This is a genomic window from Citrobacter sp. FP75 (assembly GCF_018342065.1).
In the GTDB taxonomy this organism is placed as follows: Bacteria; Pseudomonadota; Gammaproteobacteria; order Enterobacterales; family Enterobacteriaceae; genus Citrobacter.
In genome coordinates this window covers 81,086-102,478 of the sequence record NZ_JAFDOE010000009.1, presented here as the reverse complement: position 1 = coordinate 102,478, position 21,393 = coordinate 81,086, and the positions used below count along the sequence as shown (strand labels likewise).

Sequence of the window (21,393 nt, the reverse complement as noted above, 5' to 3'; positions counted from 1 at the left end):
TACGTTTAATTCTAACCACACTTCGGTGTGGTTATTTTGCCCCTGCGGAGAAACATCGTGAAGCGACCAGCGCTCATATTGGCTTGCCTGTTGCTACAGGCGTGCTCAGCCACCACCGAAGGGCTGGGTCATTCGCTGTGGGATAGCGTGTTTGGGACGCCCGGCGTACAGATGACGGACGACGATATCCATAACATGCCCTACGCCAGTCAGTACATGCAGCTTAACGGCGGGCCGCAATTGTTTGTGGTACTCGCGTTCGCCGAAAACGGCCAGCAGAAATGGGTTACCCAGGATCGGGCAATGCTCGTGACGCAACACGGACGTCTGGTGAAAACGCTGCTCGGTGGGGACAACCTGATTGCGGTGAATAATCTGGCGGCAGACCCGCTCATCAAACCCAATCAGGTAGTCGATGGCGCAACGTGGACCCGCACGATGGGCTGGACCGAACATCAGCAGGTGCGCTATGCCACCGCCCGCTCAGTCTTCACATGGGATGGCACTGACAGCATCCGAATTGCCAGCGATGAGACACCGGTACGGATCCTCGATGAAGAAGTCACCACCGATCAAACGCGTTGGCATAACCGCTACTGGATAGACAGCGAAGGGCAGATTCGCCAGTCAGAGCAGTATCTGGGCGCGAATTATTTCCCGGTGAAAACCACGCTGATTAAGGCGGCAAAACCATGATGAAACGAATGATTACCGCGCTGACCTTCAGCCTGTGCGCGGCATCTGTTTTTGCTGCTGGCAGCGTAAAAGTGATGACGGCAGGCAGCGCAGAAGCGAAAACGCTGACCGGCGCGGAGCATCTGATCGATCTGGTGGGTCAACCGAAACTGGCGAATAGCTGGTGGCCGGCGGCGGTGATTGGTGAAGAGCTGGCAACCGTTACGGCGCAGCGTCAACAGCAGGCGCTGCTGGGGCGTCTGGCGGCGCTGAGCGCAGAGGAAAGCGGCGACGATGCTGCCGCCATCAACTCGCTACGCCAGCAAATTCAGGCCCTGAAGGTGACCGGCAGACAGCGGGTGAATCTCGATCCGGATGCGGTGCGGGTGAGTGAACGCGGCAATCCGCCCTTGCAGGGCAATTACACCCTGTGGGTCGGACCGCAGCCAACGGACATCACGCTGTTTGGCTTGCTAAGCCAGCCGGGTAAACGGCCGTTTACCCCTGGGCGCGATGTTGCCAGTTATCTCGAAGGACAAAGCCTGCTGAGCGGGGCGGATCGCAGCTACGCGTGGGTGGTCTATCCCGACGGACGCACGCAGAAAGTGGCGGTCGCTTACTGGAATAAACGCCATGTTGAGCCGATGCCCGGCAGCATCATTTTTGTTGGGCTGTCTGACTCTGTCTGGAGCCGTGCCCCGGATGAAATCAATGCCGACATTCTTCGCACCCTGACCCAGCGGATCCCCGAATAATGAGAAAAACTTATCTGCTCAGCCTACTGGCGCTGGGTATCAGCACGGCCTGCCATGGTGAAACGTATCCTGCGCCCATTGGCCCTTCCCAGTCTGACTTTGGCGGCGTAGGGCTGCTGCAAACCCCGACTGCTCGAATGGCGCGTGAAGGGGAAATGAGCCTTAACTACCGCGATAACGATCAGTACCGCTACTACTCCGCGTCGGTGCAGCTGTTCCCGTGGCTGGAAACGACCCTGCGCTATACCGATGTGCGCACCAAAAAATACAGCAGCGTGGCGTCGTTTTCGGGCGATCAGACTTATAAAGACAAAGCCTTCGACCTCAAATTGCGACTGTGGGAAGAAAGCTACTGGATGCCGCAGGTGGCGGTTGGCGCGCGGGATATCGGCGGAACCGGTCTGTTTGATGCGGAGTATATTGTGGCGAACAAAGCCTGGGGACCGTTTGATTTCTCGCTCGGACTTGGCTGGGGATATCTTGGCACCAGCGGCAATGTGAGTAATCCGCTGTGCTCATACAGCGATAAATTCTGTTATCGCGATAATAGCTATAAGCAGGCGGGTTCTGTCGACGGCAGTCAGATGTTCCACGGTCCGGCATCGCTGTTTGGCGGCGTGGAATACCAGACTCCCTGGCAGCCGTTGCGCCTGAAGCTGGAGTACGAGGGCAATAATTACCAGCAGGATTTTGCCGGCAAGCTGGATCAGAAGAGCAAGTTGAACGTCGGCGCTATTTATCGCGTCACCGATTGGGCCGATGTTAACCTCAGCTACGAGCGCGGCAACACCTTTATGTTTGGCGTTACGCTACGCACTAATTTCAACGATCTGCGGCCCTCCTATAACGACAATGCGCGACCGCAATATCAGCCAGAATCGCAGGATGCCATCCTGCAGCATTCGGTGGTGGCGAACCAGCTCACGCTGCTGAAATACAACGCCGGGCTGGCGGATCCGAAACTCCAGGTGAAGGGCGATACGCTGTATGTGACAGGTGAACAGGTGAAATACCGTGATTCGCGCGAAGGGATCGAACGCGCTAATCGGATCGTGATGAACGATCTTCCTGATGGGATCCGTACGATCCGTATTACAGAAAATCGCCTGAATTTACCGCAGGTCACCACTGAAACGGACGTCACCAGTCTCAAGCGCCATCTGGAAGGTGAACCCCTCGGGCATGAAACCGAACTGGCGCAAAAGCGCGTCGAGCCAGTGGTGCCGCAGACGACCGAGCAGGGTTGGTATATCGATAAGTCACGCTTTGATTTTCACATTGATCCGGTGCTCAACCAGTCGGTGGGCGGCCCGGAAAATTTCTATATGTACCAGCTTGGCGTAATGGGCACGGCAGATTTGTGGCTAACCGATCATCTGCTTACTACCGGTAGCCTGTTTGCCAACCTCGCCAATAACTACGACAAGTTTAACTACACCAATCCGCCCAGTGATTCGCATCTGCCGCGGGTCCGCACCCATGTGCGAGACTACGTGCAAAACGATGTGTATGTGAATAATCTGCAGGCCAACTACTTCCAGTCACTGGGCAACGGGTTCTACGGGCAGGTTTATGGCGGCTACCTGGAAACCATGTACGGCGGGGCGGGCGCTGAAGTGCTGTATCGTCCGCTTGACAGCAACTGGGCGTTTGGCGTTGACGCCAACTATGTGAAGCAGCGTGACTGGCGCAGCGCGCAGGACATGATGAAATTCACCGACTACAGCGTGAAGACCGGGCATCTGACGGCGTACTGGAACCCGTCATTCGCCCAGGATGTGCTGGTGAAAGCCAGCGTGGGGCAGTACCTGGCGGGCGATAAAGGCGGAACGCTGGAAATCGCTAAACGCTTTGACAGCGGCGTGGTGGTGGGCGGTTATGCCACCATCACCAATGCCTCGCCGGATGAGTACGGAGAGGGCGATTTCACCAAAGGGGTGTACGTTTCCGTGCCGCTGGATCTCTTCTCCTCAGGACCAACCCGCAGTCGAGCAGCAATTGGCTGGACGCCGTTGACGCGTGATGGCGGTCAGCAGCTTGGGCGTAAGTTTGGTTTGTACGATATGACCAGCGACCGGAGCGAGAACTTCCGTTGATAGATGGCCCGGTAAGCGTAACGGCACCGGGCGATAAATCCCATTGCACAAAACATAAACAAAAAATGTAGATCTCTGTCACATTTTTGCGTTATACAGGAACCTCGCCATTGAGCATGAGGGGCTGCTATGACGCCGATATCTCGTCCGCGTGTTGAGTTCATCTCCACGATTTTACAGACCGTATTGAACCTTGGGCTGCTGAGTCTGGGGCTGATTCTGGTGGTATTCCTCGGTAAAGAGACACTGCATCTGGCAGACGTTCTGTTCGCGCCGGAACAAACCAGTAAGTACGAGCTGGTGGAAGGGCTGGTGGTTTATTTTCTCTACTTTGAGTTTATCGCACTGATTGTGAAGTATTTTCAGTCTGGTTTTCACTTTCCGCTACGCTATTTTGTCTATATCGGGATCACCGCGATTGTGCGACTGATCATCGTCGATCATAAAGCACCCATGGATGTGCTGATCTATTCTGCGGCGATCCTGCTGCTGGTGATCACGCTGTGGCTGTGTAATTCCAAACGGCTGAAGCGTGAGTAAAAAAAGGGCGCTCCGTAGAGCGCCAAATAACAGTCACAGGTTGGGATAACATAAGTTGAGGGTTGCAGTGGCATTGCCCGTTACCGGGCAGGTACTTCGATGAAACTTAGCCTTTCACACCGCCTGCCGTCAGGCCGTTAACCAGCCAGCGTTGGGCCAGCAGGAACACCAGGGTGATCGGAATAGCAGAAAGCACGGCTGCTGCGGCAAAGTCGCCCCACAAATAGTTCTGTGGATTGAGATACTGCTGCATACCGACTGCCAGGGTGTAGCTGTTCACATCACGCAACAGCAGTGAGGCGACCGGTACTTCGGTAATCGCGGCAATGAACGACAGAATAAACACCACCGCCAGAATCGGTACGGAAAGCGGCAGCAGCACCAGGCGGAATGCCTGCCACGGCGTTGCGCCATCCAACGCGGCCGCTTCTTCCAGCGAACCGTCAATGGTTTCGAAATAGCCCTTGATCGTCCATACATGCAGCGCGATACCGCCAAGATAAGCGAAGATCACGCCGCCGTGGGTGTTAAGACCGATAAACGGAATGTACTGGCCCAGGCGATCAAACAAGGCATACAACGCCACCAGCGACAGCACCGCCGGGAACATCTGGAAAATCAGCATGCCTTTCAACAACGTGGCTTTGCCCGGGAAGCGCATGCGGGCAAAGGCGTAGGCGCAGGTGGTGGAAAGCGTCACAATACCGATGGCGGTAATAGTGGCCACTTTCACTGAGTTCCACAGCCACAGCAGCACCGGGAACGGCGGTGGCGTCACGCGGCCATCCGCATGTTCTACGCTAAAGCCCAGCGCCAGTTTCCAGTGTTCCCAGGAGATATTTTCCGGGATCAGGCTGCCGGTGGCGAAGTTACCCTCGCGCAACGAGATAGCAATTACCATCAGCAGCGGGAACATGATCGCTGCGATAAAAATCAGTAGCAGAAGGTGAGTGGTGAACAAACGTAGCTTCTGAGATTTGGGTTGGACCATAGCCATATTCTGTCCCCCTCCTTAGTCGAATTTCATTCGTGTGGCTTTCAGGTTCACTATCGCCAGCGCGCCCACCAGCAGGAAGATCAGCGTGGCAATTGCCGCTGCCAGACCGAAGTCCTGACCGCCGCCGCCTTCAAAGGCGATACGGTAGGTGTAGCTGACGAGCAGGTCGGTATAACCGGCTGGCGTGGTGGTGCCGAGTCGGTCCGGGCCGCCGTTGGTCAACAGCTGAATCAGTACGAAGTTGTTAAAGTTAAAGGCGAAGCTGGCGATCATCAGCGGCGTTAGCGGCTTGATCAGCAGCGGCAACGTAATCTTAAAGAAGTTCTGGAACGGGCCTGCGCCATCCATTGCCGAGGCTTCATACAGGTCGTCCGGAATCGCTTTTAGCAGCCCCATGCACAGGATCATCATGTACGGATAACCCAGCCAGGTGTTGACGATAATAATCATCGAACGCGCGGTGGTGGGGTCGCTGAACCACGCCGGCTTGATGCCAAATAGCGCGCTCAGCATCATGTTGATTTCACCGAAGCTCTGGTTGAATAACCCTTTGAAGATCAGAATCGAGATAAACGACGGCACGGCATACGGCAGAATCAGCAGGACACGGTAAATCGCTTTGCCTTTCAGCGATTCCCACTGTACCAGGCACGCCAGAACCATACCGACGGCAACGGTCAGAATCACCGTCAGGACTGAGAACACCACCGTCCAGACAAAGATGGCGAAGAACGGTTTCTGGATGCCTTCATCGGTAAAGACGCGGGTGAAGTTATCCCAGCCGATGGCGACGGTATAGCCCGGGCTGAGTTTCTCTGTACCCCAGCTACCGTCAGCGTTAATCGCCTGATAATAACCAATATCGTTGTTGGCGCGATATTTTACGCCGCTCTGATTGTTAGTCAGCAAGCCGTCATCGGCAAGCGTATACAGTGGCTGTGTGCCGGAGAACTGACGCAGCGAGCTCATGATAACTTTGCTTTCATCCGGCAGGATGGCGGTCAATTGGTTCAGCGCCTGGCGATTTTGCGTGATGATACGCAGCGTCCCACGCTCGCCCGCTGGCAAGGCATCTGTTTCTTTCAGTTGCAGTTTCTGCTCGCCGCCAAATTTAAAGGCGTCGGAAACGTAATTCTTGCCGGTTTCGCCGTCGGTGAGGGCCAGTTGCCACTCATCACCCGCCGGATACAGACCAAAGTTGTAGGTTTTACCTGCCTGATAAGAACGGTCCATCAGGACTTCCTGGGCGCGTTCAAAGGTCAGCTGGTTGGTACTGCTGTAGTTGGTAAAGGCAATCGCGATGGTACAAATCAGTGGGAACAGGACAAACAGTCCCATACCGGCAACGCCAGGGTAAACATAGCGCCAGGCGTAGGCTTTACGGTTGGCGAAAATATACAGGCCAGCAGAGCTTAAAATCAGCGTCATGATGGCAAACAGATACTCCCCCTGAGCGTACATCAAAACAACAAGGTAACCCACCAGCAGGCACAGCAGACCGATTACTGACCATTTCAGCACGTCGCTTTGCCACCAGTGTTTCTTTTTAATGACATCCATGGGGTTCAATCCTCTTTACGCTTTATCCTTCGCACTACCTCTTTGTTGGCTGCGGAAGCGCACCCCAGTCACTTACCTATGTAAGCTCCTGGGGATTTGCCTCCTTGCCGCCTCGATGTAGCGCGAATGATTTCGCGTAACAACGTATTCAATAAACCTGATTCCCTAAGAAATAAGGGAAACCGTATTACTTGGTGATACGACCTTGTGCATCTTTCAGCGCGGCATCGACGGTCTGACGGCCGCTGGCAGCGTTGATCACGGCGGTACGAACGGCATACCAGAATGCAGACATCTGTGGGATGTTCGGCATGATTTCGCCTTTCTCGGCGTTACCCATGGTGGCCGCGATACGCGGGTCTTTCGCTAACTGTTCCTGGAAGGATTTCAGCGCGACGGCACCCAGTGGTTTGTCCTTATTCACTTCATCCAGACCCTGATCGGTCAGCAGGTAGTTTTCGAGGAACTCTTTCGCCAGTTCTTTGTTCGGGCTGGCGGCGTTAATACCGGCGCTCAGTACGCCAACAAACGGTTTAGACGCTTTGCCTTTAAAGGTCGGCAGCAGCGTTACGCCGTAGTTCACCTTGCTCTTGTCGATGTTCGACCATGCCCACGGACCGTTGATGGTCATCGCGGTATCGCCTTTGTTAAACGCTGCTTCGGCGATGGAGTAGTCGGTATCCGCGTTCATGTGTTTGTTCTTGATAAGGTCAACCAGGAAGGTCAGACCTGCTTTCGCGCCAGCGTTATCCACGCCCACGTCTTTCACGTCGTACTTGCCGTTTTCAAACTTAAACGCGTAGCCACCGTCGGCAGCAATCAGCGGCCAGGTGAAGTACGGTTCTTGCAGGTTGAACATCAGCGCGGATTTACCTTTCGCCTTCAGTTCTTTATCCAGCGCAGGAATTTCTTCCCAGGTTTTCGGCGGGTTTGGCACGAGGTCTTTGTTATAAATCAGCGACAGCGCTTCAACGGCGATTGGGTAGGCGATCAGCTTGCCGTTATAGCGCACTGCATCCCAGGTGAACGGGAACAGTTTGTCCTGGAAGGCTTTATCCGGGGTGACTTCAGCCAGCAGACCGGATTGCGCGTAGCCACCAAAGCGGTCATGCGCCCAGAAGATGATGTCCGGACCGTCACCGGTCGCGGCAACCTGCGGGAATTTTTCTTCCAGCTTGTCCGGATGCTCAATGGTGACTTTGATGCCGGTGTCTTTCTCGAATTTTTTGCCCACTTCAGCGAGGCCGTTATAGCCTTTGTCGCCGTTGATCCAGATAACCAGTTTGCCCTCTTCAATCTTGGCGAGAGCTGAGGCGGAAAACATCATCGTCGTCAATGCAGACAATGCGAGGATGCGTGCGCCGGTTTTGATTTTCATATTCCCCATCCTTTTTGGTGATGTGCGCTTGGATACACAGAGGTGGCTTAACGGTGTCTAGTTTCTTTATACGACAACCTCTTTCCATCCTCCTTGCCCCTACGCCCCACCGGTTCTTTATGTGACCTGTGTTACAAAAATGTGAGTAATGCGTGCTGGCGCACATAAAAACCCACTGATTTTTGCGGGCAACATCACGAAATTCCTTGGCGGCGTACGGCCAGGGTCTCAGACGCTGCTCTCTCATCCTCCCGCCTCCTCCCCCATAAAAAAGCCAGGGGGTGGAGGATTCACGCTCCTAATGGATCACGCATAGTCAGCCCATGATGAATGTTGCTGTCGATGACAGGTTGTAACGAAGGGAGAAGGGCATGGCGAGCGTACAGCTGCGAAATGTAACGAAAGCCTGGGGTGACGTGGTGGTATCGAAGGATATCAATCTCGACATTCACGAAGGAGAATTCGTGGTGTTTGTCGGACCGTCAGGCTGCGGTAAGTCGACCCTGCTGCGTATGATCGCCGGGCTGGAAACTATCACCAGCGGCGACCTGTTTATCGGGGAGACCCGGATGAATGAAATCCCGCCCGCCGAACGTGGCGTCGGTATGGTCTTCCAGTCCTATGCGCTGTATCCCCATTTATCCGTTGCCGAGAACATGTCCTTTGGCCTCAAACTGGCCGGTGCAAAAAAAGACGTCATGAATCAGCGTGTCAATCAGGTCGCTGAAGTCCTGCAACTGGCGCACCTGCTCGAGCGTAAGCCAAAAGCGCTTTCTGGCGGTCAACGTCAGCGCGTGGCGATTGGTCGTACGCTGGTGGCCGAGCCGCGCGTGTTCCTGCTCGATGAGCCTCTTTCCAACCTCGACGCAGCACTGCGCGTGCAGATGCGTATCGAAATCTCCCGCCTGCATAAACGTCTGGGCCGCACGATGATTTACGTCACCCACGATCAGGTCGAAGCAATGACGCTGGCCGACAAAATTGTGGTGTTGGATGCGGGGCGCGTGGCGCAGGTCGGTAAGCCGCTGGAACTGTATCACTACCCGGCCGACCGCTTTGTTGCGGGTTTTATTGGTTCGCCGAAGATGAACTTCCTGCCGGTGAAAGTCACCGCAACCGCTATCGATCAGGTGCAGGTTGAATTGCCTAACCGCCAGCAAATCTGGCTACCGGTAGAAAGTCGCGCCGTTCAGGTTGGCGCCAACATGTCTTTAGGTATTCGCCCGGAACATCTGCTGCCCAGCGATATCGCTGACGTCACGCTTGAAGGCGAAGTCCAGGTGGTCGAGCAACTGGGCCACGAAACGCAAATTCATATCCAGATCCCCGCCATCCGTCAAAACCTGGTTTACCGCCAGAACGACGTGGTGTTGGTAGAAGAGGGTGCCACATTCGCTATCGGCCTGCCGCCAGAGCGTTGCCATCTGTTCCGTGAGGATGGCACTGCATGTCGTCGGTTGCATCAAGAGCCGGGCGTTTAAGGTCCCCATTAAAAAAACAAAACGCAAAACCATTGAGGGCAGTCCGAAGGGTGAAGCGTTTAAAGAAAAGCAATGATCTCAGGAGATAGAACGATGATTACTCTGCGCAAACTCCCTCTGGCGGTTGCTGTAGCAGCAGGCATTATGTCTGTTCAGGCAATGGCTGTAGATTTCCACGGTTACGCTCGTTCCGGTATTGGCTGGACAGGGAGTGGCGGTGAACAACAGTGTTTCCAGGCAACCGGTGCACAAAGTAAATACCGTCTCGGTAACGAATGTGAAACCTATGCGGAAATCAAATTAGGTCAGGAAGTGTGGAAAGAAGGCGATAAGAGCTTCTACTTCGACACCAACGTCGCTTACTCCGTCGCGCAGCAGAATGACTGGGAAGGCACCGACCCAGCATTCCGTGAAGCAAACGTGCAGGGGAAAAACCTGATCGAATGGCTGCCAGGTTCTACTATCTGGGCCGGTAAGCGCTTCTATCAGCGTCATGATGTTCACATGATCGACTTCTACTACTGGGATATTTCTGGTCCTGGCGCCGGTATTGAAAACATCGATCTGGGCTTCGGTAAATTGGCTCTGGCAGCGACGCGTTCTCAGGAAGCTGGCGGCTCTTACGCGTTCAGCAGCCAGAATATTTATGACCGTACCAAAGACACAGCCAACGACGTGTTCGACGTGCGTTTAGCGCAAATGGCCATTAACCCGGACGGTATGCTGGAACTGGGTGTGGACTACGGTCGCGCTAACACCACCGATGATTACAGCCTGGCAGACGGCGCATCAAAAGATGGCTGGATGTTCACTGCTGAGCATACGCAGAGCATGCTGAAAGGCTATAACAAGTTTGTTGTTCAGTATGCGACAGACTCTATGACCACGCAGGGCAAAGGTCTGAACCAGGGTTCTTACGGTTCTTCTACGACAACTATTACCAATCCAGACGGTTCTAAGACGAATTTCGCCAACAACGTTGTTAATAACAACGGTAGCCTGTTCCGCGTGTTGGATCACGGTGCGATCTCCCTGGGTGACAAATGGGACCTGATGTACGTCGGTATGTACCAGAACCTCGACATGGATAACGACCTGGGTACCGAATGGTACACCGTGGGTATCCGTCCGATGTACAAATGGACGCCGATCATGAGCACCCTGCTGGAAGTTGGCTATGACAACGTGAAATCGCAGCAGACCAGCGATCGCAACAGCCAGTACAAAATCACCCTGGCGCAACAGTGGCAGGCTGGCGACAGCATCTGGTCACGTCCGGCAATCCGCGTCTTCGCAACCTATGCAAAATGGGATGAAGAATGGGGCTACGTCAAAAATGGTAATGACGTAACCAAATTCGCTGCGGCGACTAATTCCGGTATCAGCACCACCAGCCGTGGCGACAGCGACGAGTGGTCCTTCGGTGCCCAGATGGAAATCTGGTGGTAATCCAGCATTAATCTGACGTCATGACCGAAAGAGGGGCGTAAGCCCCTCTTACTTAAGGTTTAGCGCGCTATTGCCTGGCCACCGCTGAACCCATGCTATCTGAGGTGATAACAATGAAAATGAAGAAAAGTCTCGTTGCCCTTTGTTTATCTGCAGGGTTGTTTGCCAGTGCGCCCGGTATCAGCCTGGCCGATGTGAATTTTGTGCCGCAGAATACCACTGGCGCCCCCACTATTCCTACAGCCGCACTGCAACAATTAGCCTGGACGCCCGTCGATCAATCCAAAACCCAGTCCACACAGCTTGCGACTGCCGGTCAGCGACTGGACGTGGCGGGGATTAGCGGTCCGGTTGCCGCCTATAGCGTACCGGCCAATATTGGGGAGCTGACCCTGACGCTCTCCAGCGAAGTGAACAAACAAACCAGCGTATTCGCGCCAAACGTGCTGATTCTTGATCAGAATATGACACCATCTGCTTTCTTCCCCAGCAGCTATTTCACCTACCAGGAACCGGGCGTGATGAGCGCGGATCGCCTGGAAGGGGTCATGCGCCTGACGCCAGCGCTGGGCCAGCAGAAGCTCTATGTTCTGGTCTTTACCACCGAGAAAGATCTCCAACAGACCACGACCCTGCTTGACCCGGCAAAAGCCTATGCTAAGGGCGTGGGTAATGCCGTGCCGGATATTCCGGATCCAATCGCCCGTCATACCACCGATGGTCTGCTGAAACTGAAAGTCAAAACCAGTTCTTCCTCCAGCGTGCTGGTTGGGCCGCTGTTTGGCTCCTCCGGTCCGGGTCCGGTGACGGTGGGTAATACCGCCGCACCGGCGACGGCCTATGCGGCTCCGGCAGCGGTGGCAGCAGCTCCGGTAGCGGCACCTGCACCGCAGAAAAGCGAGCCGATGCTGAACGACACTGAAAGCTATTTTAACCAGGCTATTAAGGATGCCGTTGCGAAAGGCGATGTCGATAAAGCGCTGAAGCTGCTTGATGAGGCCGAACGTCTGGGATCGAAATCTGCCCGTTCCACCTTTATCAGCAGTGTAAAAGGCAAGGGGTAACCGTCTCCCCACATTGCTGATTTTGCAACAACTGGTGCGTCTCCTGGCGCACCTTTTTTTATCCTTCGGTGCTACTTGTTACACTTATGTTGCTCTGCCGATCACTTAATTATGTTTGCTCACCCCGTAAAGCCTTTTCTGCGATACAATGCCTGAACGTGACAAATCGGAGAGTAAGGCATGCCACACCCTGCGTTAACGCAACTGCGTGCGCTGCGTTATTTTGATGCGATCCCGACGCTAGACCCCCAACTGCTTGACTGGTTGTTACTGGAAGACTCCATGACCAAACGTTTTGAGCAGCAGGGAAAACGGGTAACCGTAACGTTGATACGAGAAGGATTTGTTGGGCAAAATGAGGTAGCTGAAGAACTGACGCTGCTGCCGACAGAATCTCGCTATTGGCTACGTGAAATCCTGCTCTGCGCGGATGGTGAACCCTGGCTTGCCGGGCGCACAGTGGTGCCTGAATCAACATTGTGCGGTCCTGAGCTGGCCTTGCAAAATCTGGGGAAAACCCCACTTGGGCGCTACCTGTTTACATCATCGACATTGACCCGAGATTTTATTGAGATTGGCCGCGATGCAGCGCTGTGGGGGCGTCGTTCCCGCCTGCGACTGAGCGGTAAGCCGTTGATGCTTACCGAGCTGTTTTTACCTGCATCGCCGTTGTACTGAGAGGATGATAAAGATGGAGTGGAGTCTGACGCAGAATAAGCTGCTGGCGTTTCACCGCTTGATGCGTACGGATAAGCCAATCGGCGCCTTACTGCTGCTCTGGCCAACGCTGTGGGCGCTGTGGGTGGCGACCCCTGGGGTACCGCAATTGTGGATCCTGGCGGTTTTTGTTGCCGGTGTGTGGTTAATGCGCGCTGCCGGATGCGTGGTAAATGACTATGCCGACAGAAAATTTGACGGGCATGTCAAACGCACGGCGAATCGACCGCTGCCAAGCGGGGCGGTAACGGAGAAAGAGGCCCGCACGTTGTTTGTCGTGCTGGTGCTGCTCGCCTTCCTGCTGGTGTTAACGCTAAATACGATGACGATTTTGTTATCTATTGCCGCGCTAGCGCTGGCGTGGGTTTACCCTTTCATGAAGCGCTACACGCATCTGCCGCAGGTGGTGCTGGGCGCGGCGTTTGGCTGGTCTATTCCGATGGCGTTTGCCGCCGTGAGCGAGTCTGTGCCGCTGAGCTGTTGGCTGATGTTCCTCGCCAATATTCTCTGGGCGGTGGCCTATGACACCCAGTATGCGATGGTAGACCGGGATGATGACCTGAAGATTGGCATTAAATCGACCGCGATCCTGTTCGGTCAGAACGACAAGCTAATTATTGGTATCTTGCAGGTTGGCGTACTGGTGCTGATGGCGCTGGTGGGGTGGCTGAGTGGGTTGGGGCTGGGCTATTACTGGTCTCTGCTGGTGGCGGGCGCGCTGTTTGTGTATCAGCAGAAGCTGATTGTTCACCGCGAACGGGATGCCTGCTTCAAAGCGTTTATGAACAATAACTATGTGGGCCTGGTACTGTTCTTAGGGCTGGCGATGAGCTACTGGCATCTTTGAGTTGAGGCTTAGCCTGCAAAATAAAAAACCGGTCGAAATGACCGGTTTTTTTATGCTTATTCGCCCTGTGTGGCGCTCTCGATGGTCAGACGGACATCTGACGTCACCAGTTCGGCCAGCATCTGGTAGATCTTCATCGTCTCTTCCGGCTCGGCATCGCCGGTATCGCTGATGTAGCCTTCGTCACGCAGGGTCAGTACCAGAGAGCTGAATACCGCTTTATCGAAGAATTCCGGCGCGTTGATACCGTGCAGTACAGAAAGACGTTGAGCCACGGTGCGGCTCTCTTTCTCCAGCGTACCACGGTTGATGGACGGGTTCGCACTCAGCAGCCAGAAGGTGATGGCATAGCGCTGCAGAGTCTCGCGCGCACCTGCAGCCAGCAGCTGTAGCGTACGGGAGCGTGCCGGGTTGATTTGCAACTCATCGTTTTGCAACGTAATCAACCCCTGACGCTGCATTTCTCCAGCCAGTTCGTCGATCACCCCAGCGAGCTCATCGCGTTCCCAGCGCAGGAACAGCTCGGCTTTCAGCATCGGGTACAGCGCATCAATATGCTGCTGCAAAGCCGCACGTGAAATACGACGATGCTGAGTAACAATCGCCGCCATCAGTGACGGCAGTACCAGCATATGCGCAATGTTGTTGCGGTAGTACGTCATCAGCACCGCCTGCTCGCGCGGCAAAATGATGATGTCGCCGATGGTGTCTTTCTCGACCTCAAACTTGTTCATCTGCAAGGCGTGATCGATAAGCTCACTGGCACTCTGCGTCGGAACCGTCGCATCTGAAGCATACGGTACGTTGCGCAGCAGGCTCAGGTAGCAATCAAGCTGCTCAGTTAACTGCTCACGGGTCAGTGAACGCTGGCGGGAGGCCAGTAGCGCAGTACAACACAGGTTCATGGCGTTGGCCGCGCCGGCGTTGTTAATGCGCACCATCAGATCGGCGGCAATGTTATTGACCGTCGGCGTCAGCCAGGCCGGGCGAATCGACTCGATAGGATCGATAGATTCACGCCACTCCGGCACGTGCTGGTTGAGGTAGGTCATCAATGGCATCGGTTCGCCAAAGTTGACGTAGCCCTGACCCAAATTACGCAGCTTGCTTAAGCCACGCAGCATTTGCGGCAGGCTCTCTTTCTCTTTCGTCGCGCCACGCAGTTCTTTGGCGTAGGTGCCGACTTCCATCACATGCTCGTAGCCGATGTAAATAGGCACCAGCGTAATCGGGCGCGTACCGCCGCGCAGCATCGCCTGAATCGTCATCGACAGCGTGCCGGTTTTCGGGTCCAGCAGACGGCCTGTACGTGAGCGCCCACCTTCGACAAAGTACTCAACCGAGTAACCGCGGCTGAACAGCTCGCCAAGGTATTCACGAAAGACGGTGGAATAGAGCTTATTGCCCTTGAAGGTACGGCGAATAAAGAATGCACCCAGACGACGGAAAATCGGGCCAGCCGGCCAGAAGTTCAGGTTGATCCCGGCCGCAATGTGCGGCGGAACCAGGCCCTGGTGGTACAGAACGTACGACAGCAGCATATAGTCCATATGGCTGCGGTGGCAGGGGACATAGACAATTTCATGCCCGTCGTGCGCCAGTTGGCGTACACGTTCTGCATTATGAACGTTAATGCCCTGATACAAACGGTTCCAGGTAAAGCCCAGAATACGGTCCGTCAGGCGGATCATCTCATAGGAGAAGTTGGCGGCGATCTCTTCCATCAGCGCAATGGCGTTTTGCTGCGCTTTTTCGTGGGAGATTTTTTTACTGCGCGCTTCATCTTCCACCGCGCGGGCGATCGCTTTTGAGGCCAACAGCTTATTAAACAGATCCTGACGGGCAGGGAGGCGCGGGCCGACTGCGGCCAGGCGCTGGCGGGCAAAGTGCATACGCGCCACGCGCGCCAGTTTCTGGGCGATGGTTTTATCCGTGCCGTGTTCGTCTGCCATGCGACGCAGGGAGACTGAAGGCGAGAAGCGGACAAAACTGTCGCGACCCAGCCAGGACACCGCAAAGAATTTCTGTACCCCGTTCAGCATACGCAGCGGCGGATTGACCTCGCCTTTTTCGCGTCCTGGCGCACGGCCAAACATCACCGAAACCGGCACCATCTGCACATCCAGGTCTGGATTGCTGCGATGCAAGTCGAGATAGTTATGGAACAGCTTGATGGACTCTTCTTTTGGCGTGTAATAGGTAAACACGCGCGGGCCGCCGTGAATAAACACGTAGCGCGGCAGTAAAGTCCCGTCTATCTCCAGCGGTTCCAGGGGATCGGGGAGATCGTGCACCAGACATTGGGCACGTAGCGTCAGCAAGTCAGCTTTTGAGTTGTACGGTAGAACGTACATAATGGGCCGAGACGTATCGAGTCCCAACTCCGGGGCAGGTTCCGCCGGAATAGACTTGCTTTTTACCAGGACGCTTAATGGTAAATTCAGTAATTTGTAGTAAATTCGTGGCCAGCCGGACATAAACGATGTAAAGCCTCTGGTTAATAATGCAAATGCGCTGCAAGGATATCAGAAAGTTTAGTGAATTTCTGGTGTATCCCGTCATACTTCGCGCTGCTTTGCCACACCCTGAAACAAACGGGGTAACGTTACAATGACATTGACGCTAATAATGTAAAAAGGTTCTTTTTGATGGCCAATAATACCACTGGATTCACCCGAATTATCAAAGCTGCAGGCTATTCCTGGAAAGGTTTTCGCGCCGCGTGGATTAATGAGGCGGCATTCCGCCAGGAAAGCGTTGCCGTGCTGCTGGGCGTTGCCATCGCCTGCTGGCTGGATGTCGATGCCATTACCCGCGTGTTGTTGATTGGCTCGGTGATGCTGGTGATGATCGTTGAAATCTTAAACAGCGCCATTGAAGCAGTGGTCGACCGTATTGGATCGGAGTATCACGAACTTTCCGGTCGGGCAAAAGATATGGGGTCGGCAGCTGTTCTGCTGTCTATTTTTGTTGCCCTGATCACCTGGGGCATCCTGTTGTGGTCGCATTTGCGATAAGGATTCCACAACTTCATAAATCTCCTGTTTTTTGTGCAGTTTGCGGTTCCAAAATCGCCTTTAGCTGTATATACTCACAGCATAACTGTATATACACCCAGGGGGCGGAATGAAAGCGTTAACGGCCAGGCAGCAAGAGGTGTTTGATCTCATTAGGGATCACATCAGCCAGACAGGTATGCCACCGACGCGTGCGGAGATCGCGCAGCGTTTGGGGTTCCGTTCCCCAAACGCGGCTGAAGAACACCTGAAAGCGCTGGCGCGTAAAGGGGTGCTCGAAATCGTCTCTGGCGCATCGCGTGGTATTCGTTTGTTGCATGAAGAAGAAGAAGGATTACCGCTTGTAGGCCGAGTTGCCGCAGGTGAGCCGCTTCTGGCGCAACAGCACATCGAAGGCCACTATCAGGTCGATCCTTCACTGTTCAAACCCAATGCCGATTTCCTGCTGCGGGTCAGCGGTATGTCGATGAAAGATATTGGTATTATGGACGGAGACCTGCTGGCAGTGCATAAAACCCAGGACGTGCGTAACGGCCAGGTGGTGGTTGCCCGCATTGATGATGAAGTGACGGTTAAGCGCCTGAAAAAACAGGGCAATAAAGTCGAGTTGTTGCCAGAAAACAGCGAGTTCAAACCGATAGTCGTCGACCTGCGCGAGCAAAACTTCACCATTGAAGGGCTGGCCGTCGGTGTTATCCGTAACGGTGAATGGCTGTAATTTTCTGTTGATTTCCTGTAGGCCGGATAAGACGTTTGCGTCACCATCCGGCAACTTGCCCGGTGGTGCGCTTACCGGGCCTACACAACATCTTTCATTACGTCTAACTTCTTCTCAGGCTTTCCTGTATGCCTTTCTTTACCTCCTCTGATAAAGCACTCTGGCACCTCGCCTTACCGATGATTTTCTCTAATATCACCGTTCCCCTATTGGGACTGGTAGATACGGCGGTGATTGGTCATCTGGATAGCCCGGTTTATCTTGGCGGCGTAGCCGTTGGGGCGACGGCAACCAGTTTTCTCTTTATGCTGCTGCTCTTTTTACGCATGAGTACCACCGGGCTGACGGCTCAGGCATTTGGCGCAAAAAATCCACAGGCGCTGGCACGTGCGCTGGTGCAACCGCTGATTCTGGCGTTGGGCGCCGGGGCGACAATTGCGGTGTTTCGCACGCCGATTATCGATCTGGCGTTGCACATTGTCGGTGGCAGTGAAGCGGTGCTGGAACAGGCCCGGCGCTTTCTTGAAATCCGCTGGCTCAGCGCGCCAGCCTCGCTGGCGAATCTGGTGCTGCTCGGCTGGCTGCTGGGCGTTCAGTACGCGCGGGCGCCGGTGATCCTGCTGATTGTCGGCAATATCCTTAACATAGTGCTCGATATATGGCTGGTGATGGGCCTGCATATGAACGTGCAGGGGGCTGCGCTGGCGACGGTCATTGCTGAATATGCCACGTTGTTGATTGGTCTGCTGATGGTGCGCAAGGTTCTCCATCTACGCGGTGTTTCGCTCACGATGCTGAAACAGGCATGGCGCGGAAACGTTCGCCGCCTGCTGGCGCTGAACCGCGACATCATGCTGCGTTCGCTGTTGCTGCAGCTTTGTTTTGGCGCGATTACGGTGCTGGGGGCGCGTCTCGGGGGCGATATTATTGCGGTCAACGCCGTTCTGATGACCCTGTTGACGTTCACCGCCTATGCGCTGGATGGATTTGCCTATGCTGTGGAAGCGCATTCTGGTCAGGCTTACGGCGCGCGGGATGGCAGTCAGCTGCTGGATGTCTGGCGAGCGGCGTGTCGGCAGTCGGGAATTGTGGCGATCCTTTTTTCGCTGGTCTATGCCCTGTTCGGCGGGCACATTATTGCGGCGTTGACCTCTCTGCCACAGATTCAGCAGTTAGCCGATCGTTACCTCATCTGGCAGGTGGTGTTACCGCTGGTGGGCGTCTGGTGTTACCTGCTCGACGGTATGTTTATTGGCGCGACGCGTGCTGCGGAAATGCGTAACAGCATGGCCGTTGCCGCCGTGGGGTTCGCATTAACTTTATTGGCGTTACCGCTGTTGGGAAACCACGGTTTATGGCTGGCGCTCGCCGTTTTTCTGTCACTGCGTGGACTTTCATTGGCCTTCATCTGGCGGCGTCACTGGCGAAATGGCACCTGGTTTGCCTGAACAGGATGGTTAAAAGTTCCGAATAATAAATAGAACTCAGAATCACTGACTACACTTATTCTCACGTCCAGCAAAAACATCGCGTGTCTGGGCGCAGCACTCTCGCTATTCACAACCTAACGATGAGGATCTGATGATGAATAAAGACGAAGTCGGCGGTAACTGGAAGCAGTTGAAAGGTAAAGTGAAAGAGCAATGGGGCAAACTGACCGATGATGATATGACGGTCATTGAAGGTAAACGTGACCAGTTGGTGGGTAAAGTCCAGGAACGTTACGGTTATGCGAAAGATCAGGCGGAGAAAGAAGTGAAGGATTGGGAAACCCGCAACGACTACCGTTGGTAATTTTCCCCTCCCGCCTGAATGTACAAGGATGTACGTTCTTTTGCTTAACGCCCGACTTTTTTCTTCACCTGAATCGAATGGTCATGCTGGCACTCGCCAGGATGACGGCAGGCTTCAACCTCCACACAAACCTGACACAGACCATGCGCCTCAATCACATTATGACGCAGGGCAAAGCCCATTTTTGCCGCCAGCGTATGCATAATGTCTTCCACTCCCTCCGCGCACTCTTCTCTCACCACGCCGCAGCGGTCACAAATGAACATCGCTGAGCTGTGGGTGGGTTGATCGAACAGATGGCAGAGCACGTAGCTGTTGGTGGATTCCACCTTGTGGACAAAACCTTGTTCAAGCAGAAAATCGAGAGCACGATAAACGGTAGGCGGTTTGGCCTGTGGCTCGGTTTCCCGCAGCAGATCAAGCAAATCATAGGCGCTGATCGCTCCTTCCTGCAGGCTCATCAGACGCAGCACTTCGAGGCGTTGCGGCGTGAGTCGCACGTTACGTTGCGCACAGAGTTTTTCAGCTTGAGCCAACAACTCCTGGGTAGGGGTTCTTTCCATTTTAGCGCCTCGATTTGCGTGGAAGGATAATCCCTTACTTTATCATGTTCTGCTTAAAACGCCGAGATCCGCCGCCGTGTGCTATACCTGACGCATCGCAATACTGGAAAATATAAAATGAAAAGACCGGACTGTATTCGCCACTGGCGCGAGGTGGAGGGGGCAGATGACTCTACCTATCCCGGCAGCGATGAGCTGTTTTCTATTGGCGCGCCGCTTGCCCGCAAACTGGGCCTGGGTCGCCTCGGCATTCACCATGAACGTCTGCCACCGGGCCGCCGCACATCGTATCCTCACGCCGAAAGCGATGAAGAAGAGTTTATCTACGTGCTCGAAGGGTATCCGGAGGCGTGGATTAACGGTTATTTATGGAGGCTGGAACCGGGCGACAGCGTTGGATTTCCGGCGGGTACCGGCGTGTGCCACACCTTTATCAATAATACCAGTGAAGAGGTACGCCTGCTGGTCGTCGGTGAGGCAAATAAAAAATTTAACCGAATCTATTACCCGCTCAACCCGGTGTATGCGGCCACGCGCGAAGATCGCTGGGTGGACCATCCACCGCAGTTTTTTGGTCCCCATGATGGAAAGCCAGGGCAGAAATAGCGTGAGGGGGATCCGCGACGATGTGGCTAACTATCGTCGCGGTCTATGCTATAGTAGCGCCCCTTTTTTAACCGGATGCTTAATTATTCGCCATGCTGCCTGAATCTCAGTCCACCGCTTTTCCTGCTCATCGTTTTTCTATCGCGCCGATGCTCGACTGGACGGACAGACATTGCCGTTACTTTTTGCGCTTACTGTCTGGCCAGACGTTGCTCTATACGGAGATGGTGACCACCGGGGCAATCATTCATGGTAAAGGCGACTATCTGGCGTATAGCGACGAAGAGCATCCGATAGCCTTACAGCTTGGCGGTAGCGACCCGGCGGCGCTGGCGCAGTGTGCGAAGCTGGCTGAAGCACGGGGTTATGACGAGATTAACCTTAACGTGGGTTGCCCCTCTGATCGCGTACAGAATGGGATGTTTGGTGCCTGCCTGATGGGCAATGCGCAGCTGGTCGCCGATTGCATCAAGGCGATGCGCGATGTGGTGTCGATTCCGGTCACGGTCAAAACCCGTATTGGTATCGATGACCAGGACAGCTACGAATTTCTGTGTGATTTCATCAACACGGTTTCTGGTAAAGGCGAATGCGAGATGTTTATCATCCACGCCCGCAAGGCCTGGCTGTCCGGGCTGAGTCCGAAAGAAAACCGCGAGATCCCGCCGCTGGATTATGATCGCGTTTATCAGCTAAAGCGTGATTTCCCGCAGCTGACCATGTCGATCAACGGCGGCATTAAATCGCTGGAAGAAGCGAAAGCGCATCTTGAACATATGGATGGCGTGATGGTGGGGCGTGAGGCCTATCAAAACCCCGGTATTCTGGCGTCTGTGGATCGCGAAATTTTTGGCACTGCTGACGCTGATGCGGACCCTGTTGCCGTGGTGCGCGCCATGTACCCGTACATTGAGCGTGAACTGAGCCAGGGAACCTATCTGGGACATGTTACCCGCCATATGCTGGGGCTGTTCCAGGGCATTCCTGGCGCGCGTCAGTGGCGTCGTTATCTGAGCGAAAATGCGCATAAAGCCGGAGCGGATATTAACGTGCTGGAACATGCTTTAAAGCTGGTGGCAGATAAACGTTAATTATTCACCAAAAGTTAGTCAATTTCACCACGCCCTGCGCATTGT

At 54.5% G+C, this 21,393-nt stretch carries 20 protein-coding genes; 15 read left to right on the top strand and 5 right to left on the bottom strand.

Annotated features, from left to right (window positions below):
- The first annotated feature begins 57 nt into the window (after positions 1–57).
- The 4 genes from JQ822_RS21680 to psiE all read left to right on the top strand — a co-directional run bounded on the left by JQ822_RS21680 (position 58) and on the right by psiE (position 4,066).
- Positions 58–696, top strand: a complete 639-nt coding sequence (locus tag JQ822_RS21680; protein WP_213135193.1) for a YjbF family lipoprotein — start codon at positions 58–60, stop codon at positions 694–696.
- Positions 693–1,430 carry a capsule biosynthesis GfcC family protein gene (locus JQ822_RS21675; RefSeq protein ID WP_213135192.1) on the top strand — a complete coding sequence of 246 codons (738 nt, stop codon included), beginning with the start codon at positions 693–695 and terminating at the stop codon, positions 1,428–1,430. The genes JQ822_RS21680 and JQ822_RS21675 overlap by 4 nt, the downstream gene beginning before the upstream one ends.
- Positions 1,430–3,526 (top strand): YjbH domain-containing protein, encoded by a 2,097-nt coding sequence (locus tag JQ822_RS21670; protein WP_213135191.1) that lies wholly within the window; start codon positions 1,430–1,432, stop codon positions 3,524–3,526. The genes JQ822_RS21675 and JQ822_RS21670 overlap by 1 nt, the downstream gene beginning before the upstream one ends.
- A 129-nt stretch (positions 3,527–3,655) precedes the next feature.
- Positions 3,656–4,066, top strand: coding sequence for a phosphate-starvation-inducible protein PsiE (gene psiE, locus JQ822_RS21665; RefSeq protein ID WP_213135190.1), 411 nt, complete (start codon positions 3,656–3,658; stop codon positions 4,064–4,066).
- A gap of 106 nt (positions 4,067–4,172) precedes the next feature.
- Here psiE and malG read toward each other — a convergent pair whose 3' ends face one another.
- The 3 genes from malG to malE all read right to left on the bottom strand — a co-directional run bounded on the left by malG (position 4,173) and on the right by malE (position 8,001).
- The gene (gene malG / locus JQ822_RS21660) at positions 4,173–5,063 is read right to left on the bottom strand and encodes a maltose ABC transporter permease MalG (protein ID WP_096758729.1); all 891 of its coding nucleotides are present in this window, start codon (positions 5,061–5,063) and stop codon (positions 4,173–4,175) included.
- Between the two features lie 15 nt (positions 5,064–5,078).
- On the bottom strand, positions 5,079–6,623 hold the full coding sequence (gene malF, locus JQ822_RS21655) for a maltose ABC transporter permease MalF (protein WP_213135189.1): 1,545 nt from the start codon (positions 6,621–6,623) through the stop codon (positions 5,079–5,081).
- A 187-nt stretch (positions 6,624–6,810) separates the two neighbouring features.
- On the bottom strand, positions 6,811–8,001 hold the full coding sequence (gene malE / locus JQ822_RS21650; protein ID WP_213135188.1) for a maltose/maltodextrin ABC transporter substrate-binding protein MalE: 1,191 nt from the start codon (positions 7,999–8,001) through the stop codon (positions 6,811–6,813).
- 371 nt (positions 8,002–8,372) lie between these two features.
- On the opposite strand from malE, the gene malK reads away from it, so the two are divergent.
- From malK to ubiA, 5 genes are all read left to right on the top strand, one after another.
- Complete coding sequence (gene malK, locus JQ822_RS21645) at positions 8,373–9,482, top strand: maltose/maltodextrin ABC transporter ATP-binding protein MalK (RefSeq protein ID WP_213135187.1); 1,110 nt, start codon at positions 8,373–8,375, stop codon at positions 9,480–9,482.
- A gap of 93 nt (positions 9,483–9,575) precedes the next feature.
- On the top strand, positions 9,576–10,931 hold the full coding sequence (locus tag JQ822_RS21640) for a maltoporin (protein ID WP_213135186.1): 1,356 nt from the start codon (positions 9,576–9,578) through the stop codon (positions 10,929–10,931).
- A gap of 113 nt (positions 10,932–11,044) precedes the next feature.
- Complete coding sequence (gene malM / locus JQ822_RS21635; RefSeq protein WP_213135185.1) at positions 11,045–11,995, top strand: maltose operon protein MalM; 951 nt, start codon at positions 11,045–11,047, stop codon at positions 11,993–11,995.
- 180 nt (positions 11,996–12,175) lie between these two features.
- Positions 12,176–12,673: a chorismate lyase gene (gene ubiC / locus JQ822_RS21630; protein WP_135323541.1), complete on the top strand. Its 498-nt coding sequence runs from the start codon at positions 12,176–12,178 to the stop codon at positions 12,671–12,673.
- 13 nt (positions 12,674–12,686) lie between these two features.
- Positions 12,687–13,559, top strand: a complete 873-nt coding sequence (gene ubiA / locus JQ822_RS21625; protein WP_213135184.1) for a 4-hydroxybenzoate octaprenyltransferase — start codon at positions 12,687–12,689, stop codon at positions 13,557–13,559.
- A gap of 56 nt (positions 13,560–13,615) precedes the next feature.
- On the opposite strand, the gene plsB is transcribed toward ubiA, so the two are convergent.
- Positions 13,616–16,036 carry a glycerol-3-phosphate 1-O-acyltransferase PlsB gene (gene plsB / locus JQ822_RS21620; protein ID WP_213135183.1) on the bottom strand — a complete coding sequence of 807 codons (2,421 nt, stop codon included), beginning with the start codon at positions 16,034–16,036 and terminating at the stop codon, positions 13,616–13,618.
- A 171-nt stretch (positions 16,037–16,207) separates the two neighbouring features.
- Between plsB and JQ822_RS21615 the strand changes: the two genes are divergently transcribed.
- The 4 genes from JQ822_RS21615 (at position 16,208) to JQ822_RS21600 (ending at position 19,088) form a co-directional block, all read left to right on the top strand.
- Positions 16,208–16,576 (top strand): diacylglycerol kinase, encoded by a 369-nt coding sequence (locus JQ822_RS21615; RefSeq protein ID WP_003826594.1) that lies wholly within the window; start codon positions 16,208–16,210, stop codon positions 16,574–16,576.
- A gap of 109 nt (positions 16,577–16,685) precedes the next feature.
- The gene (lexA, locus tag JQ822_RS21610; protein ID WP_135323538.1) at positions 16,686–17,294 is read left to right on the top strand and encodes a transcriptional repressor LexA; all 609 of its coding nucleotides are present in this window, start codon (positions 16,686–16,688) and stop codon (positions 17,292–17,294) included.
- A 128-nt stretch (positions 17,295–17,422) separates the two neighbouring features.
- Positions 17,423–18,742 (top strand): MATE family efflux transporter DinF, encoded by a 1,320-nt coding sequence (gene dinF / locus JQ822_RS21605; protein ID WP_213135182.1) that lies wholly within the window; start codon positions 17,423–17,425, stop codon positions 18,740–18,742.
- A 136-nt stretch (positions 18,743–18,878) separates the two neighbouring features.
- Positions 18,879–19,088, top strand: a complete 210-nt coding sequence (locus tag JQ822_RS21600; RefSeq protein WP_096758718.1) for a CsbD family protein — start codon at positions 18,879–18,881, stop codon at positions 19,086–19,088.
- Positions 19,089–19,132: 44 nt separating this feature from the next.
- Here JQ822_RS21600 and zur read toward each other — a convergent pair whose 3' ends face one another.
- A complete protein-coding gene (gene zur / locus JQ822_RS21595; RefSeq protein WP_213135181.1) occupies positions 19,133–19,651 on the bottom strand; it encodes a zinc uptake transcriptional repressor Zur in 519 nt (172 codons plus the stop codon).
- A 117-nt stretch (positions 19,652–19,768) separates the two neighbouring features.
- Here zur and JQ822_RS21590 point away from each other — a divergent pair, with 117 nt between their 5' ends.
- Both JQ822_RS21590 and dusA read left to right on the top strand, forming a co-directional pair.
- Positions 19,769–20,257: a cupin domain-containing protein gene (locus tag JQ822_RS21590; protein ID WP_213135180.1), complete on the top strand. Its 489-nt coding sequence runs from the start codon at positions 19,769–19,771 to the stop codon at positions 20,255–20,257.
- 92 nt (positions 20,258–20,349) lie between these two features.
- Entirely contained in the window at positions 20,350–21,348 is a 999-nt protein-coding gene (dusA, locus tag JQ822_RS21585) for a tRNA dihydrouridine(20/20a) synthase DusA (RefSeq protein WP_213135179.1), read from the top strand.
- Positions 21,349–21,393 lie beyond the last annotated feature (45 nt).